Annotated in this window: 16 protein-coding genes and 3 tRNA genes; 10 read left to right on the top strand and 9 right to left on the bottom strand. The window is 32.3% G+C overall.

Features of this window, described 5'->3' with window-relative positions; all coding sequences use genetic code 11:
• Window positions 1–910 (bottom strand): NAD-dependent epimerase/dehydratase family protein (locus ACWVCY_RS12275; RefSeq protein ID WP_455143121.1); only part of this gene is annotated, 910 nt, incomplete at its 3' end.
• Window positions 911–1080: 170 nt separating this feature from the next.
• Here ACWVCY_RS12275 and ACWVCY_RS12270 point away from each other — a divergent pair.
• Window positions 1081–2241 carry an ATP-NAD kinase family protein gene (locus ACWVCY_RS12270; protein WP_455143120.1) on the top strand — a complete coding sequence of 387 codons (1161 nt, stop codon included), beginning with the start codon at window positions 1081–1083 and terminating at the stop codon, window positions 2239–2241.
• 18 nt (window positions 2242–2259) lie between these two features.
• Here ACWVCY_RS12270 and ACWVCY_RS12265 read toward each other — a convergent pair whose 3' ends face one another.
• On the bottom strand, window positions 2260–2946 hold the full coding sequence (locus ACWVCY_RS12265; RefSeq protein WP_455143119.1) for a 7-cyano-7-deazaguanine synthase: 687 nt from the start codon (window positions 2944–2946) through the stop codon (window positions 2260–2262).
• Window positions 2947–3155: 209 nt separating this feature from the next.
• On the opposite strand from ACWVCY_RS12265, the gene ACWVCY_RS12260 reads away from it, so the two are divergent.
• From ACWVCY_RS12260 to ACWVCY_RS12250, 3 genes are all read left to right on the top strand, one after another.
• On the top strand, window positions 3156–3461 hold the full coding sequence (locus tag ACWVCY_RS12260) for a hypothetical protein (protein WP_455143118.1): 306 nt from the start codon (window positions 3156–3158) through the stop codon (window positions 3459–3461).
• A 5-nt stretch (window positions 3462–3466) separates the two neighbouring features.
• Window positions 3467–3943 carry a glycine cleavage system protein H gene (locus tag ACWVCY_RS12255; RefSeq protein WP_455143117.1) on the top strand — a complete coding sequence of 159 codons (477 nt, stop codon included), beginning with the start codon at window positions 3467–3469 and terminating at the stop codon, window positions 3941–3943.
• Window positions 3944–4080: 137 nt separating this feature from the next.
• Window positions 4081–4206 (top strand): hypothetical protein, encoded by a 126-nt coding sequence (locus ACWVCY_RS12250; RefSeq protein WP_455143116.1) that lies wholly within the window; start codon window positions 4081–4083, stop codon window positions 4204–4206.
• Window positions 4207–4215: 9 nt separating this feature from the next.
• On the opposite strand, the gene ACWVCY_RS12245 is transcribed toward ACWVCY_RS12250, so the two are convergent.
• Entirely contained in the window at window positions 4216–4710 is a 495-nt protein-coding gene (locus ACWVCY_RS12245; protein WP_455143115.1) for a 6-pyruvoyl trahydropterin synthase family protein, read from the bottom strand.
• A 190-nt stretch (window positions 4711–4900) separates the two neighbouring features.
• Between ACWVCY_RS12245 and ACWVCY_RS12240 the strand changes: the two genes are divergently transcribed.
• The 4 genes from ACWVCY_RS12240 (at window position 4901) to gcvPB (ending at window position 9374) form a co-directional block, all read left to right on the top strand.
• Window positions 4901–5398 (top strand): Rab family GTPase, encoded by a 498-nt coding sequence (locus tag ACWVCY_RS12240; RefSeq protein WP_455143114.1) that lies wholly within the window; start codon window positions 4901–4903, stop codon window positions 5396–5398.
• 255 nt (window positions 5399–5653) lie between these two features.
• Entirely contained in the window at window positions 5654–6280 is a 627-nt protein-coding gene (locus ACWVCY_RS12235) for a hypothetical protein (protein WP_455143113.1), read from the top strand.
• 151 nt (window positions 6281–6431) lie between these two features.
• On the top strand, window positions 6432–7850 hold the full coding sequence (gene gcvPA, locus ACWVCY_RS12230) for an aminomethyl-transferring glycine dehydrogenase subunit GcvPA (protein WP_455143112.1): 1419 nt from the start codon (window positions 6432–6434) through the stop codon (window positions 7848–7850).
• Window positions 7851–9374 carry an aminomethyl-transferring glycine dehydrogenase subunit GcvPB gene (gcvPB, locus tag ACWVCY_RS12225; protein ID WP_455143111.1) on the top strand — a complete coding sequence of 508 codons (1524 nt, stop codon included), beginning with the start codon at window positions 7851–7853 and terminating at the stop codon, window positions 9372–9374.
• Window positions 9375–9382: 8 nt separating this feature from the next.
• On the opposite strand, the gene ACWVCY_RS12220 is transcribed toward gcvPB, so the two are convergent.
• The 3 genes from ACWVCY_RS12220 to ACWVCY_RS12210 all read right to left on the bottom strand — a co-directional run bounded on the left by ACWVCY_RS12220 (window position 9383) and on the right by ACWVCY_RS12210 (window position 10417).
• Complete coding sequence (locus ACWVCY_RS12220) at window positions 9383–10021, bottom strand: hypothetical protein (protein WP_455143110.1); 639 nt, start codon at window positions 10019–10021, stop codon at window positions 9383–9385.
• A 68-nt stretch (window positions 10022–10089) separates the two neighbouring features.
• Window positions 10090–10177: transfer RNA gene (locus tag ACWVCY_RS12215), tRNA-Leu, on the bottom strand.
• Between the two features lie 165 nt (window positions 10178–10342).
• Window positions 10343–10417, bottom strand: a tRNA-Val gene (locus ACWVCY_RS12210).
• Between the two features lie 267 nt (window positions 10418–10684).
• On the opposite strand from ACWVCY_RS12210, the gene ACWVCY_RS12205 reads away from it, so the two are divergent.
• Complete coding sequence (locus tag ACWVCY_RS12205; RefSeq protein WP_455143109.1) at window positions 10685–11752, top strand: flap endonuclease-1; 1068 nt, start codon at window positions 10685–10687, stop codon at window positions 11750–11752.
• Between the two features lie 3 nt (window positions 11753–11755).
• Here the strand turns inward: ACWVCY_RS12205 and ACWVCY_RS12200 are convergent, their stop codons facing one another.
• From ACWVCY_RS12200 to ACWVCY_RS12190, 3 genes are all read right to left on the bottom strand, one after another.
• Window positions 11756–12427, bottom strand: coding sequence for a protein-L-isoaspartate(D-aspartate) O-methyltransferase (locus ACWVCY_RS12200; RefSeq protein WP_455143108.1), 672 nt, complete (start codon window positions 12425–12427; stop codon window positions 11756–11758).
• 20 nt (window positions 12428–12447) lie between these two features.
• On the bottom strand, window positions 12448–13500 hold the full coding sequence (locus ACWVCY_RS12195) for a class I SAM-dependent methyltransferase (protein ID WP_455143107.1): 1053 nt from the start codon (window positions 13498–13500) through the stop codon (window positions 12448–12450).
• 41 nt (window positions 13501–13541) lie between these two features.
• Window positions 13542–13645: transfer RNA gene (locus ACWVCY_RS12190), tRNA-Lys, on the bottom strand.
• A 303-nt stretch (window positions 13646–13948) separates the two neighbouring features.
• On the opposite strand from ACWVCY_RS12190, the gene ACWVCY_RS12185 reads away from it, so the two are divergent.
• Window positions 13949–14647, top strand: a complete 699-nt coding sequence (locus tag ACWVCY_RS12185) for a DUF120 domain-containing protein (RefSeq protein WP_455143106.1) — start codon at window positions 13949–13951, stop codon at window positions 14645–14647.
• Window positions 14648–14650: the final 3 nt, after the last annotated feature.

Below are 14650 nucleotides of genomic sequence, written 5' to 3'. Positions count from 1 at the left end.
TTTTTGCTTTTAAATTTAAATAATTTCGATTTGTTTGCAATTTATAGAGACCATTAGGAACATATGGATATCCAAATCCTTTCTTTCGGTAAAATTTCACTATTAGTGGCCAGAAAGGCTTTATAAATATTAATGGAAAATACGGTATAAAAATTGGACGCCTACGACCAATTTTGTCTGCTATTGTACAAAAAATTTGTCGATAGCTTTGGGGATTATCAGAAACCAAATGATATATTTGTCCCTTAGTTATCTTTGGATTTTGAATTATCCGGATAAGTCCTCTAACCACATCATCGACATAAGTAAATTGAACATTATTCATAGCTTTTGTGGGAATAAATTTATTGAGAATGGTCCGATCTATTGAATCAATTATTTCTTTAAATACATAATTTTCTCCTGGACCAAAAACTCCACTGGGCCTTACTATCGTAACTGGAAAATTCTTTTCATGATACATTTGAAGAAGGATTTTTTCTGCTTCCATTTTGCTTTTGCCATATACCTCATCAGGATGGTATTCAGATTCCTCTGTTCCATCAATGACAACTCCTAGGGCTTCTGTACTTGAACAATATATAAAGTGGTTAGTATTTAACGAGAGACACGTCTCAGCAAGTTTCTTTGTTGCCTCAACATTCTCCTTGAATAAAGATTCCTCTGATGCTAAAAAGTTAAAATTTGCTGCTAGATGAACTACAACATCCTTGCCCTGAACAGCACGTTTAAAGGTAGTATAATCATTTAAATCAAAATTTTCTAGTTTAACTCCCAATTCCTCCAGTTTAGTGATGTTAGAAGTCTTTCTAACTGCCCCAAAAATGTTGTAATCAGGTTTTTCAGTAACTAAATGATGAATTAGGGTGGTACCAATAAATCCACTAGCTCCAGTAATGAGGATTTTCATTTGAATCAAACTTCGATCAGATAAATAGAAGTACGTAAAATTTTCCTACATATTTCAAAATATTAAGGTTTTAAGACATACCATTTTTATAGATAAAAATGATCTGTATTTTTAAAATATTTCATGAAATCTAATATTTCTATAATTTGAGAACAAAGGATTCATCTGAATTGAAAAAGATTGGTTTTATAGTTAATCCTATTGCTGGAATTGGAGGTAGAGTGGGATTAAAGGGAACTGATTCAATAGAAATCCAAAATGAAGCTCTAAAAAGAGGTGCTATTCCAATAGCTGCAGATCGAACACGTCGATTTCTTAGTCATTTTTCCAAATTCCCTGAAGTGAAAAATGTTGAATTTTTTATTCCTAAAGGAAAAATGGGAGAAGAAATTTTCCATTCATTTCAACAAACCAAATTTGTAATAAAATATTTCGTTTTGGATGAGATAATTATCCCTGATTTAACTACTTCAAGAGAAACGATACTATGTGTAAAAAAACTCGTCTCTCTGAATGTCGATCTCATAATTTTTGTAGGAGGAGATGGTACTGCACGTGACCTACATCAAGCTTTAAAATCACAAACTCCAATTCTTGGTATCCCTTCGGGAGTAAAAATGCATTCAGGAGTTTTTGCTCAAAGTCCGGAAAAAGGAGCTGAAATTTTACGTAAATTCGTTATGGATGAAGTATACTTTATGGAATCAGAAATAATAGATTTAAATGAAGAAAAATTTCGCAAGGACTCTATTCAAACAGAATTATATGGATTAGGAATTATTCCCTATGTACCAACTCTTATGCAATCCACAAAATTAATGACAAAGATAGAAGATACTGAGCTTGAAAATATTGAGGGAATAGTTAAAACATTGAAAAATTTAATAAAACAAGATGTTATTTATATTTTAGGGGCGGGATCAACTATAAAACAAGTATCAAAAGCATTTGGATCTCATATCTCTACTAATAAAACAGTTTTAGGAATTGATGCTGTAATAAATGGAACCTTCCTTGGAAAAGATCTTTCAGAATATGGGTTACTTGAAATACTTAATAAAAATAAAGAGAGGGAAGTTATAATCTTATTAACACCAATTGGAGGACAGGGTTTCATCTTAGGAAGAGGAAATCAACAAATTAGTCCTAATGTCTTACAAATTGTTGGAATAAATAACATTCTAATAATAGCATCAAAAAATAAATTAAACAAGATCGAAAGAAAGACTTTGCATGTTGATACAGGGGACTTACAGCTCGATGAAGCATTAATTGGGTATGTTAAAGTCCTAGTAGACTTTGAAGAATATATGATGGTAAAAATTAGCTAATTTATTCAGAAAAAGAGATTAGACCCTAATCGATTCGAGAATTTGATTTGCTTCTCCAGGTAAACTAAATTCTAATAATTGAGATAATTCTTCCTTCATACTATTGTTTAAATTTAATACTATTCTTTCAAAGATAGTGTCCACAGTTTTTTTATTACCTTGAGTTTCAGGAAACCTAGGATTCACACTACAACACCCTCCTGGAAGAATTGAAGCGTGATAATATCCATACTTCTTTGATAATTCCACAACTTCTTTTTTATTATATCCAATCAGTGGTCTAACCACAGGGATATCAATCTCAGCATTAACTAAAGGGAGATTACTAAGAGTTTGACTAGCCTGTTCTCCCAAGATCTCACCTGTGACTATAATATCAGCAGAAACTTTTTTAGCATAATATTCAGCTTTTCTAAACATTTGGATCCTACAGAAAAGACAAGTTTGCCTTATTTCTTTGTCATGAAGTTGATTAAGTATAATTTCTTGGGATTTACCGTGTGGTATTATGATTAGACTAATATTTTCGTCTAGATTATTTAAAGCAATTTTATTTGAGATTTCAATAACTTTTTCAAGAGTACCGAGAGAATGAAAGGGGTAATTGTGATAATGTAACAAATATGGTTGGAAACCAAGATTTATCGCTATCTGAACAGCAACAGGACTATCGATCCCACCAGATAATAAACAAACAGCTTTCATGACGCATTTTTTCCCTTACTGACTAATATGCCTTCATTTTTTTATTTTAGAGTCAAATTATAGTTTTTCGTTTCTGATTTTAGAAGCTACTTCTTTTCAAACCTAAGAAAATTTCCCTTAAAATTAACTTAGATTAACGTTATTTGAAAGAGTATGATTCTTAAGATAATTTACAATCTCGAATTAAAAATTGAATATGGGTTTATTGAATGGGTGCTCTAAGCTTTTCTATCAGTCCTTGTACATCTAACCCTAGGCGATGGTATGTATATTTCTCAATTAAAAGTCCTTTTAACATGGAACAAGTGAAAAAGTCTATGAGTGGGAAAAATTTTACGATCTTAGCAGATACACCTAGTGTAGTAGTATTTCGTTCCTCACTCCATCGTTTAACATGGCATCGACAAGGTATGATTCAGATTGATATTTATGCATCAAATGGAACCAAAAAAGATAATATCGAACAGCTTATTAACCACATTTTGGAAGATAATTCGATTGAAATATTTGGGTGATTTTTTTGGATGATGCCCGTTTAGAAATATCTACTAAAAAGTTTACTTATTATTTCCCTTTAGATAGATACTATTACTCTAATGATCCAGGCCATATTTGGTTTAAGAAAATAGATACTTTAATTGAAATTGGATTTGATGATTTCGGGCAAAAGCAAGCAGGGCATCTTCATCATATTCGAACACGGCGGATAGATGACGAATATCAACAAGGACGAGCTTTTGGAACTGTTGAGAGTGATAAATGGATGGGGCAACTTCGATTACCCCTTTCAGGCATTCTAAAGGAAGTAAATGAAAAAGTTATTAAAAATCCATCCTTGGTGAATACAGATTGTTATTCTAATTGGATTGTTCGGATCGAACCAACGAATTTCAAAGAGGAAATCAAATCTCCAGATATTATTAAACAAGGAGAATGTGATAAGTTAAGGGATTATATAACCTCTGATTTGCAGAAATATGATGAGCCCCCTATCTAACAGTTAATGGTTTATATAATATGGGATGTCTTTCTAGTTAGGTTTAAATAGTGGAATTTTGATTAAACAAAAATGATTGATGAATAAAGAAGATATTCTGAACAATAAAAAAAAGAAAAGTAAGGGGATTATTCAATTTGGATATTTGGTCACTCATAATAACATTAATAATAATTGGTGTCATTAGTCTTCTGGGGATTTTTCTTATTGTTGGGATAATAATTCTTGCATATCTAGCATTGACAGGTAACCGTTGGGATTAGCCTCCCATACTATTTTTGAAAGATTTTATCTGAAAATAACACTTTATTACCATAATTTTCTTCGATAATAATTTTGAGCCATTTAAAAGTATTAGGATACATTTCATTGATTGCTTTAGAGATTTCTAGATGAAGATATTTAGCTAGATTTTCAGAAGTGATTGCAGAAAATCCTTCTAATATTATAACATCTTTCTTTGGAAAGGAATATCTTTTTTCACCAGTTGTCACAATCCAATTAGAAATATTTAATGCAGATTCAATTAAGACTTCAAAATTAGAGCCAGCAAGTAAAATTTTTTGATCAAGAACTTTTACTTTTGATCTTATCAGTAGATTTATTTCTGAAAAATTTACAGCAGGGACATTTTTCTTGTATTCAAGACGGACCTCCACTATATAGTTATGACCATGTAATCGTTCACATTTTCCAAATCCTAATAAAAAATGGCTTGCACAAAAAGAATTTTGGGGGTGGGAAAAGACTAATTGAAGTGATGACATATATTTCAGCAATTTATTCATCTAATTTCAGTAATAAATTATTTTTCTATTATCAGTTGGGTTAACTTGTGGAATACTCTATCTCCCATAATATGTTAATATCATGTTTTCTTTAATTTTTATTTGAGACTTATTCATTCATATACTGCTTGGAGATAAGAAGCTGGCTACAGAAGTAATTGCTAGTAAATTGATCTTGATCGGTGATGGAAAGGTTGGTAAGACTTCATTATGCTCAAACCTTCGAACAAAAAGAATTCCAGGTACTTATGAACTAACAGTTGGCTTAAATATTGAAGTTCATGAAACCCTGTTCAATAACAGATCTATAAAACTTGTATTATGGGATTTAGCTGGTCAAGAACGATTTGGTTGTATAAGGGGTGATTTCTATTATGGGGCTTGTGTAGCAATCATTGTTTTCGACCTTCAGAATCGTGGTTCCTTTTTTGATATCAAACATTGGGTTAGAGAACTTCGATTATATGCTAAGAATACACCTATAATTCTTGTTGGTAACAAAAACGATGTGTTTAAACGAGAAGTTACAAGAGAAGAAGGAGAACTTCTTGCTAGAGAATTAAACGCTCCTTATTTTGAAACAAGCGCTCTAAAGGGTAACAACGTGGAAGAATTATTTAAAACAGCTGCAAAGATTGCGTTACAAGGAACCGCTGTAGCATATTAAAATAAAATACAGCACTATATTAGAAACAAACCTATTCAATCTGGATTGGAAAATTACTTCATAAACTCATCTTTTTTAATTTTTTCAAAGGAGAAACAATGAATTGATCCATCTTATTACTTCTCGAAACTTACTAAAGTAGTTACATATTTCCGGAATATCGATGTGTTTTTCAGCATATATACTTTTACAACCACAAAAAGCTTTGTATTGTTACATTGATTCCCCCTTAGTAAAATACAGGTGACACACTTAATGAAACAATTATATAAGAGGATTTTCATTTTATTCATAATTTTAGGAATGATAAACTTAGCTAATTCAGTTACAAATGGTCAAAAAATATCGATTGATGCATCTCCTCTTATAGTTTATCAAGTTGCTGACCCTATTACTGTTTATCAGACTGAACAATTCAACTTAAGTATTTCCGTCACTAATATTTATTTTGAAGATTTTTACAATGTATCTCTTAAAATTATAGTACCATCTCAAATTGAATTTTTAAATAGTTCAAAAACTGGAACCGAATTTAACAATGAAACCGATGAAATCCTCTATCATATTGGTAATTTATCTGTTAGTTATAATTTTCAACTTACTATTATTTATAATGTCACTTCAGATAATATTGAAACACTTGTCCTACCAGAGGTTGAAGTAACATTTTACTTTGAAAATGGCATCTCTGGAAGCATTAAATCATCAAGCAATATAGAAATCTCTTTTAGAGGAAAGAAAATCACAACAACAACCACTAGTTTACGACCCATTCCAACAGGAACAATTGATCCTCCTCCATTTATAGAATTACTAATATTTATCATTCCATTAGCAGCATTTACCTTTGTTGTTTTTGCTCTCAGAAAGTTGAAGCTCTAGAAGAATAATAAATTTTTCAAATTGCTAAAAAACTTCTATTTTTCCATCTCCACAGTCTCTAAGTTCCTATTATTTAATCCGAACAGTTTTAAAAATAACTAGCTTCACTGGGATTTGTATCTTCTTGTATAAATTCATGGTGAAATTGTCTATGACATTTACTCAACGATTCATTCACCCATATCTACCTCAAACTGATGCTCAAATTAAGAGTATGCTTGATGAAATCGGTATCTCATCTATTGAAGAATTATTTTCAGATATCCCCATAAATATTAGGTTTTCAAAAGAGCTTGATCTTCCTAACATGCATTCCGAACAAGAAACCATCAATAGAATACGAAAAATACTTTCCAAAAATGTAGAAGTATCAAAAGTCTCATCATTCCTAGGAGCAGGAATTTATTATCAAGCAATTCCAACCATAATAAATGCTATACTTAGTAGATCAGAATTCTATACAGCATATACCCCTTACGCTCCAGAAATTTCCCAAGGTATGCTACAAGGGCTGTGGGAATATCAATCGATGATTGCTGAATTAACCCAACTGGATTTTGTAAATTCATCGATGTATGACATGGCTACAGCATTAGGGGAAGCTGCTTTAATGTGTACAAGAACAAATGGAAAGAATGTTTTTCTTGTTCCTTCTGCAATTCAACCTGAGCGATATCAGACTCTTGAAACCTATGCTTCTGGAGCAAACATTTCTGTTATTAAATATCCATTTAATTCAAATACAGGGGCTACAGATATTTCTGCTCTAGAAGAGCTTTTAAAAATGTATAAAGGAAAAATTTCAGGTGTATATACTGAACATCCTAATTTCTTTGGCGTGATAGAGACAAAAATTAATGAAATCAGTAAAATTGTTCATCAAAACGATGCTCTTTTTGTTGTAGGAATAGATCCAATCTCACTAGGAATTTTAAAATCCCCTGGAGAATATGAAGCAGATATCGCAATTGGAGAAGGACAATCTTTGGGATTACCAATGAACTTTGGTGGACCTTTACTTGGGCTTTTTGCTGTGAAAAATGATATAAAATTATCAAGAACAATGCCAGGCCGAATTATTGGGTTGACTACTGAAAAAAAATCAGAGAAACGAGCATTTATTATGACTTTGCAAACCAGAGAGCAACATATTCGTAGAGAAAAGGCAACATCAAATATTTGTACTAATAATGCTCTTTGTGCCTTAGCATCGGCAGTTTATCTTAGTACTATTGGAATGAACGGTTTAAAACAGCTTGCGAGGATAAATATATCAAAAACAAATTATTTGATTCAACAAATGAAAAAGATAAAAATTCTTAGTGTGCCTGTTTTTTCAAATCCTCACTTTCGAGAATTTGTTTTCCAACTTAATAATGAAAATTTACAAACAGATTTTGAAAATCATATGTTTAAAAACGACATTTATCTAGGATATTCACTCAAAAAGTTTTATCCAAATCTTGGAACATCTTATTTATCTTCTGCAACTGAAATGACACAATTATTTGATATTCAACATTTTATATCACAATTGAATAACTTTCAAAATATTACTAGAGGTGCCTGAATGTATCGCCAAACTACTTGGGAAAAGGAACTTATTTTTGAGAAATCAAAACAAGGACGTATTGGATTCCTTGAAACTGCTCTTTCAGAGGAAGAAAATGAAATTTTTGACCAAGTCATTCAAACAATCCCTACAGACCTTATTAGAAATAAACCATTAGAACTCCCTGAATTGAGTGAACTGGATGTTGTACGACATTATACTAGACTTTCTCAAATGAATTATGGGGTTGATTCTGGGTTTTATCCTTTGGGTAGTTGCACAATGAAGTATAATCCTAAAATTTGTGATTTAGTTACCTCTTATCCGGAGGTTCAAAACATCCATCCTTATCAAGATCAAAATAGCATCCAAGGATGTCTCCAAATTATCTATGAACTATCAAAATGGTTAGCAGAGCTTTCTGGGATGAATAAAGTAACTCTACAACCAGCTGCAGGAGCTCATGGAGAATATACTGGAGTTATGATTATTCGTAAATATCATGAGATTAAAAAGAATCTATCTAAAAAGCTTGAAATAATAGTTCCTGATAGCGCTCACGGCACAAATCCTGCTACAGCCACCATGTGTGGATTTAAAACGGTTGTTATCCCTTCAAACGAAAAAGGCTGTGTTGATTTAGAAGCTTTACAATCGGCAGTGTCAGATCAGACAGCTGGTATGATGTTAACCAACCCAAATACTCTAGGAGTATTTGAGTCCAACATAAAAGAGATTATTGATATAATACATGAAGTGGATGGATTAGCATATTACGATGGTGCCAATTTCAATGCGATCATGGGGAAGGTAAGACCAGGAGATATGGGGTTTGATATTGTTCATTTTAACCTTCATAAAACCTTTGCAACACCTCATGGAGGAGGTGGGCCAGGAGCGGGACCAGTGGGAGTAGTTGAACGTTTAAAACATTATTTACCAGTTCCTACAGTTGATTATAGTCCAGAGAAGGATGAATATTTTTTCCAATATGATCATCCTTATTCAATTGGTAAAGTACGTAGCTATTTTGGTAATTTTTCTATCATCCTTAGAGCTTATGCCTACATTTTAAGATTAGGTAAGGAGGGATTACAATCTGTTTCAGAAATGGCTGTTCTTAACGCTAATTACCTGAAAAGTATTACTCAAAAGATAAGAGGATTTTCTGTTCCCTATAGAGAAAATTCCTTTTGTATGCACGAATTTGTTCTATCAGCCCGAACTTTAGGGAAAGAAACTGATATTTGTGCAAATGATATAGCTAAATTTCTACTCGATCATGGTTATCATCCTCCCACTATATATTTCCCTTTAATCATTCCTGAGGCTTTAATGATAGAACCTACTGAAACAGAGCCAAAGGAAATGCTTGATGGTTACAAAGAGATATTAAAAAAAGTTTCTGATTACGCTTATTCTGGAAAACGGGATATTATCTTGCAATCGCCGAAAAATACTTCAGTTGGACTAATAGATGATGTCAAAGCAGCACGAAATCCAATACTTAGCTATCGGATGCTAAAAAAAAATAGAAGTTAAAAAGTCTTTCAATTTTTTTTTCGATAATCTTCAAGTAGTTCATTTATTGTTTCTACCAAATTCTCACGATTTAATGCTAATACAACATCTCCACGAGTTTTTTCGGTTAAATTACGCACAAAATCTGTTTTCTTGCGTAAGTTGTAAGTTAGTCCATCAGGAAAATCAAGTGTAATTAATAAGGAATAGAGGTCATCCATAAAATCTAATGTTTCTAAAGCAAATGCTATGCTTTTTTGCTTTCGGAGAGCGTCAAGAATTACTCTCCTTAATTCTCCAATATAATCTGTAATTCCATGTAAATAAGCTAAGTATGGTATGTTTAAATCTTTATAAGTCAGAAAAGGCTTTTGGTTAAGAAAAGAGTATAAAAACATCGATTCAGCGTATTCCTGATAAGCACCAAGTAATATACCAAAGGGGGAGGGATCTAATTTCTCAGATAACTCATTAAGATTGGAAATTAGTTCTTTATTCTCTTGAATCAATAATTCAGCTTTTTCAATCTCTCTCCTGTGGAGATGACGAATAATAACTGAGGAAGTACGTATTGATTTTCTAGAAATTTTTAGAATTTCCTCACGAATCTCATTATCCTTCTCTAATTTCTCACGAATTTCAGAAAAAATGTCTTCAATATAATTCATTTTAGTTTTTCCTTTTTAGGATGTATTTAATATAATATTAATCGGAAAAGAACGCTCTAAATTAAAAATGGTGCGGGAGGTGAGATTTGAACTCACGAACGCCTATGCGACTGGATCCTAAGTCCAGCTCCTTTGACCTGGCTGGGAAACCCCCGCAATATTTATGTGTCTTCTTTAACAACAACAACTTGAATAACAATATTTTTCTCAAGTTTTCTATTTATTATTTTATTATCAGATCTTTTCTAAAGCATTTTGGTTAGATAGTAAATTTTCTCCTATCCTTCTAAAAAACCATTTTTGAGTTTAATTGTATACTAGTGGGCCGGACCAGATTTGAACTGGCGACCCATTGCGTGTAAGGCAATTGTCATAACCGAGCTAGACCACCGGCCCTATTTTTTGGTAACAATAGATAAGTTATTGGTTATATATAATTTAACACTTATATCATTCAAATAATCATAGCAGGATGCTAAATTATACAACGAATCTTCATTTAGAAGATATATTTTCTTCTTCCCTGCACTTTTATATATGATTAGCATCTATTCTATTAACGAAAAGCTTTCATTAAATTCCTTAATAGAATTAAAAAACACACACAGTTCAATAAATGATTTCATAATGATACTGATTTTTTAGATAATAGGAAGTAGCCTAATGGGAACGCAAATTGGAGTCCTTATCTCAAGTTGTCGGGTAGAAATTTCAAAAGAAGCACTAACTGGTAAAAAGGTTGGATTTGACGCATACAACCTTTTATACGCACTTCTCTCTTCAATTAGACATACTGAATCCTGGGGTGGTCATTTAACAGACTCAAAAGGTAATGTAACAAGCCATCTTCAAGGACTGTTCTACCGTCTTACAGACCTCTTAACTTATCAAATCTCTCCTGTGTTTGTATTCGATGGAAAACCTCCAAAATTTAAACAAGAAGAGGTGGCAATTCGAAAAGAAAAGAAAAAACGGGCAGAAATTAAACATTTAGAAGCGATTGAGCTTGGATTAAAAGAAGAAGCATTAAAATATGCCCCATTGACAACAAAAATTACTCCTCAAATAGTTAAAGACACAATGACTTTATTGGAAGGTTTTGGCATTCCTTATATTTTAGCAGAAGAAGAAGCTGAAGCACAGGGTGCATATATGGTCAAAAGAGGCATTATTAATGCAATGGCATCCCAAGATTATGACACATTTCTTTTTGGATGTGAGACCGTTATAAGAAACCTGATCGTTACACGAAGGAGAAGGATCACTGATCAATCCGTTCCTCCTGATTTGCCGATTGAAGAAATTAAATTGCCTAATTTGTTAAAAGATCTAAATTTAGAAACACAAGATCAATTAATTTTACTAGCTCTATTAATAGGTACTGATTATAACCCTGGAGTAAAGGGAATTGGTCCAAAAACCGCGCTTAAAATACTTCAAAAATATAAAACTGTTGAAAATACTTTAGATCACATAAAATTAAATTATGATATGAAAGAAGCATTCCCTTATGAACCTGAAATATTAATAGAATATTTTAGAAAGCCTATAATTAATCCTGTTATTGATATTTCTTTTAAAAGTCCAGACTTTTCAAAAATCAGTGATTTTCTCATTAAAGAACGAGGATTTGATGCAACTCGTATCAATCGACGACTATCTGCAATGGAAAAACAACAAAAACAGATTTCACGTAAAAGAAATCAACGTGCCTTGGATAGTTTTTTTTAATTATTAATATCCATATTTTCCTCGTAGAGGAACAAAAGCTACAGAAGAAAGCAATTCTTCTTTTATTTTGTTCTCATCTAATTTTCGAATCCTTGTCATTTGTTGCCATAATCCAGGACGTCCCAGGGGAATGACCAATATTCCTCCAATTTTTAGTTGTTCTATTAGAGGTGGAGGCACCTGAGGTCCAGCTGCGGTGAGGATTATGCGATCATAAGGAGCTTGTTCAGGATAACCCAAGGTTCCATCCCCACTGATAACTGTAACGTCTTCATTTAACCCAGATTTCTTCAAATTATTTTGTGCAAATTTTATTAATTCAGGAACAATTTCAACGGTATATACATGCCCCTTATTTAATGGATCAGAGCATATTGCTGATGCAATTAACGCTGCTTGATATCCTGAACCAGCTCCTACTTCAAGAATTTTCAATCCTGCTTTTAATTCTAAATAATCTAATATCATGACTGTCATATGTGGAGCAGAAATTGTCTGACCAGTATTCATTAAACTTAGTGGTCGATCAATGTAAGCTAACGAAATCTGATTAGGTGGAACAAAATTCTCACGAGGAACACAACGAAAAGCCTCAATTGAACTTTGATCCTTTACATAACCCATTTGACAATAATACTCAATCAACCGTTCTTTCTGTTCAGTAAAGTCAATCATCGTATCTACTCTACTTTTTATTAAAGAATTTGAATATCAAAATTCAATTGAATCTTAGACGGAGAAATTTCTCTTCCTATTTTATGGTATATTACCTTATATGATTTAAGACCTTTCAATGTTCTTTCTAATATATATGGGATTCCAGCTTCTGGTAAATCTTTTTTTGACATAAATTGATAAAAAGTGATAATCCCACCCTTCTTTAAAAATTTACTTGCTAGTAAGACGTATTCCCATGAATTTTGGGGAAAATTAATTATTATTCTATTAAAAGATTGTTTTTTGTTTAAAAAAAGAGTTGAGTCACTTATAACGGGATTTATTTTTCCTTTTAATTTGTTTTTAGAAATACTTTTTTTTAGTGACTCTATTGCGTGTTTATTTATATCAACCGAGATTACGTTACAAAATGAGTTTGCTGCACAATGAAGAGCAAAAGATCCTACTCCAGTAAACATATCAAGAATTAAGTCTCCATCAAATACGGATTTACCTACACGATAATGTTCTTCTGCTAATCGAGGGTTGAAATAAGCATTTTCTAAATCACAAAAGATACGCAAGCCATATTCACGATGCCAAGTCGTAGTTTGAGTTTTACCAGCAAGAATTTCAATAGGATAGAGTCTATTTTGTCCTTCGATGCTATCAATTTTGTTTAGTACAGTCTGAACTGTTGGATAATAACTTAAAATTAATTCCCCTATAAATTTTCTTAATTTAATCTCAGTTTTTGTAGGATCCAATTTAAGTACGATTAATTCTCCAATCTGGTCATATTTTAATGATATATCATTGTTAACTAGATTTGGATGATTAGTTTTTATTAGATCATCTAGAGGTATTTTCCTAGACCGATTTCTAAATTGATAGGTTCCTACAATCACATCTGGGCTTCGGATTACCTTTTTAATATCCATTGCATCAGTAATTGGAAAAAATACAAGATTATCCTTTCTAAACGGTTTAATTCCTGAAACTAATCTATTGGCCTTTAACAATCGAATTCGAGCAGATTCAGCATTTTCTATTGGGACTCCGACGCCAATATTCCATCGATCATTAGTCACTGCTTAATGCCTCTTTAAATCACCCCTTAAGGGAAATTAAACGGGCGTAGAGGGACTTGAACCCCCATTTGGGTGAGTAATGACAAATTACCGACTGACCAACGGGTTAAGAGCCCGTCGCTCTACCTTGCTGAGCTACACGCCCATCTAATACAATTTAAAATTGTCAAATTTAAGATCTATTATAATGAAAGTGGTAGAAGGAAAATAGATCATATTCTATGTGAGGCTGAATGTCTTCATAAGCGTTTTCTTCTGACTTTATCCCTCCAATTAAAAATAAAAGGGAAGGCCTCAATACTGAATTAAGAATCAACCACAAACTAAATCATGTACTCATGTCCTATTTTATTAATGAAGAATTCTCTATTTAATAATATAAATAAATCCTTAGAAAGGGATTTTTATGCCAAATCTTCAAGAGTTATTTGTTTTAAGGTGATCATTCTTGAAAGATTATGTTGATAATGCAGATTTGATTGGCTTACTTATTCATATTGGCAAAATGGGAGGGATTAGGCGTCCTATCTCTTGTACGACAAGTGAACTTGGAAAAATCATGGGGATATCTCAACAAAGTGCGTCACGTAAACTTAATCGAATGGAAAATGCGAATTTAATTGTTAGACAATATTTACAGAGAGGAAATCAAATTAAAATTACCCCAGAGGGAAATGCACTTCTAGAAAGGATATTCAAAGATCTTTGGATGATTTTAAATGTTGAAGGTCGTGAAGCTGAGGAAAAAATAACTTTAAGAGGAAAAGTGATCAAAGGTATGGGAGAAGGGGCCTACTATATGAGTCAAGAAGGGTACAAACAACAGTTCGCTGTGATGTTAGGTTATACTCCTTTTCCAGGAACCTTAAATTTGCAACTTCTTGAAGAGAAGAGTATACGTGATTTCGAGCAACTTATTAGAAGTCCAACTAAATTTATTCCTGAATTTCAGAAGGAGAATAGAAGATTTGGTAAAGTTTTTGTCTGGCCTACCTATCTTATTATAGGTAATAAAAAAATTGATTCAGCAATCATCCGACCAGATCGTACACATCATAATAATCAAGTAGAATTAATTGCAGAAGTAAGTATTAAGAAAACTTATCGAATTCAAGACGGTGAGGAATTAGAAATCATCGTCAAATAATGA

It is taken from the genome of Candidatus Hodarchaeum mangrovi, from assembly GCF_975850365.1.
This window is presented reverse-complemented; position numbering and strand designations above follow the sequence as displayed.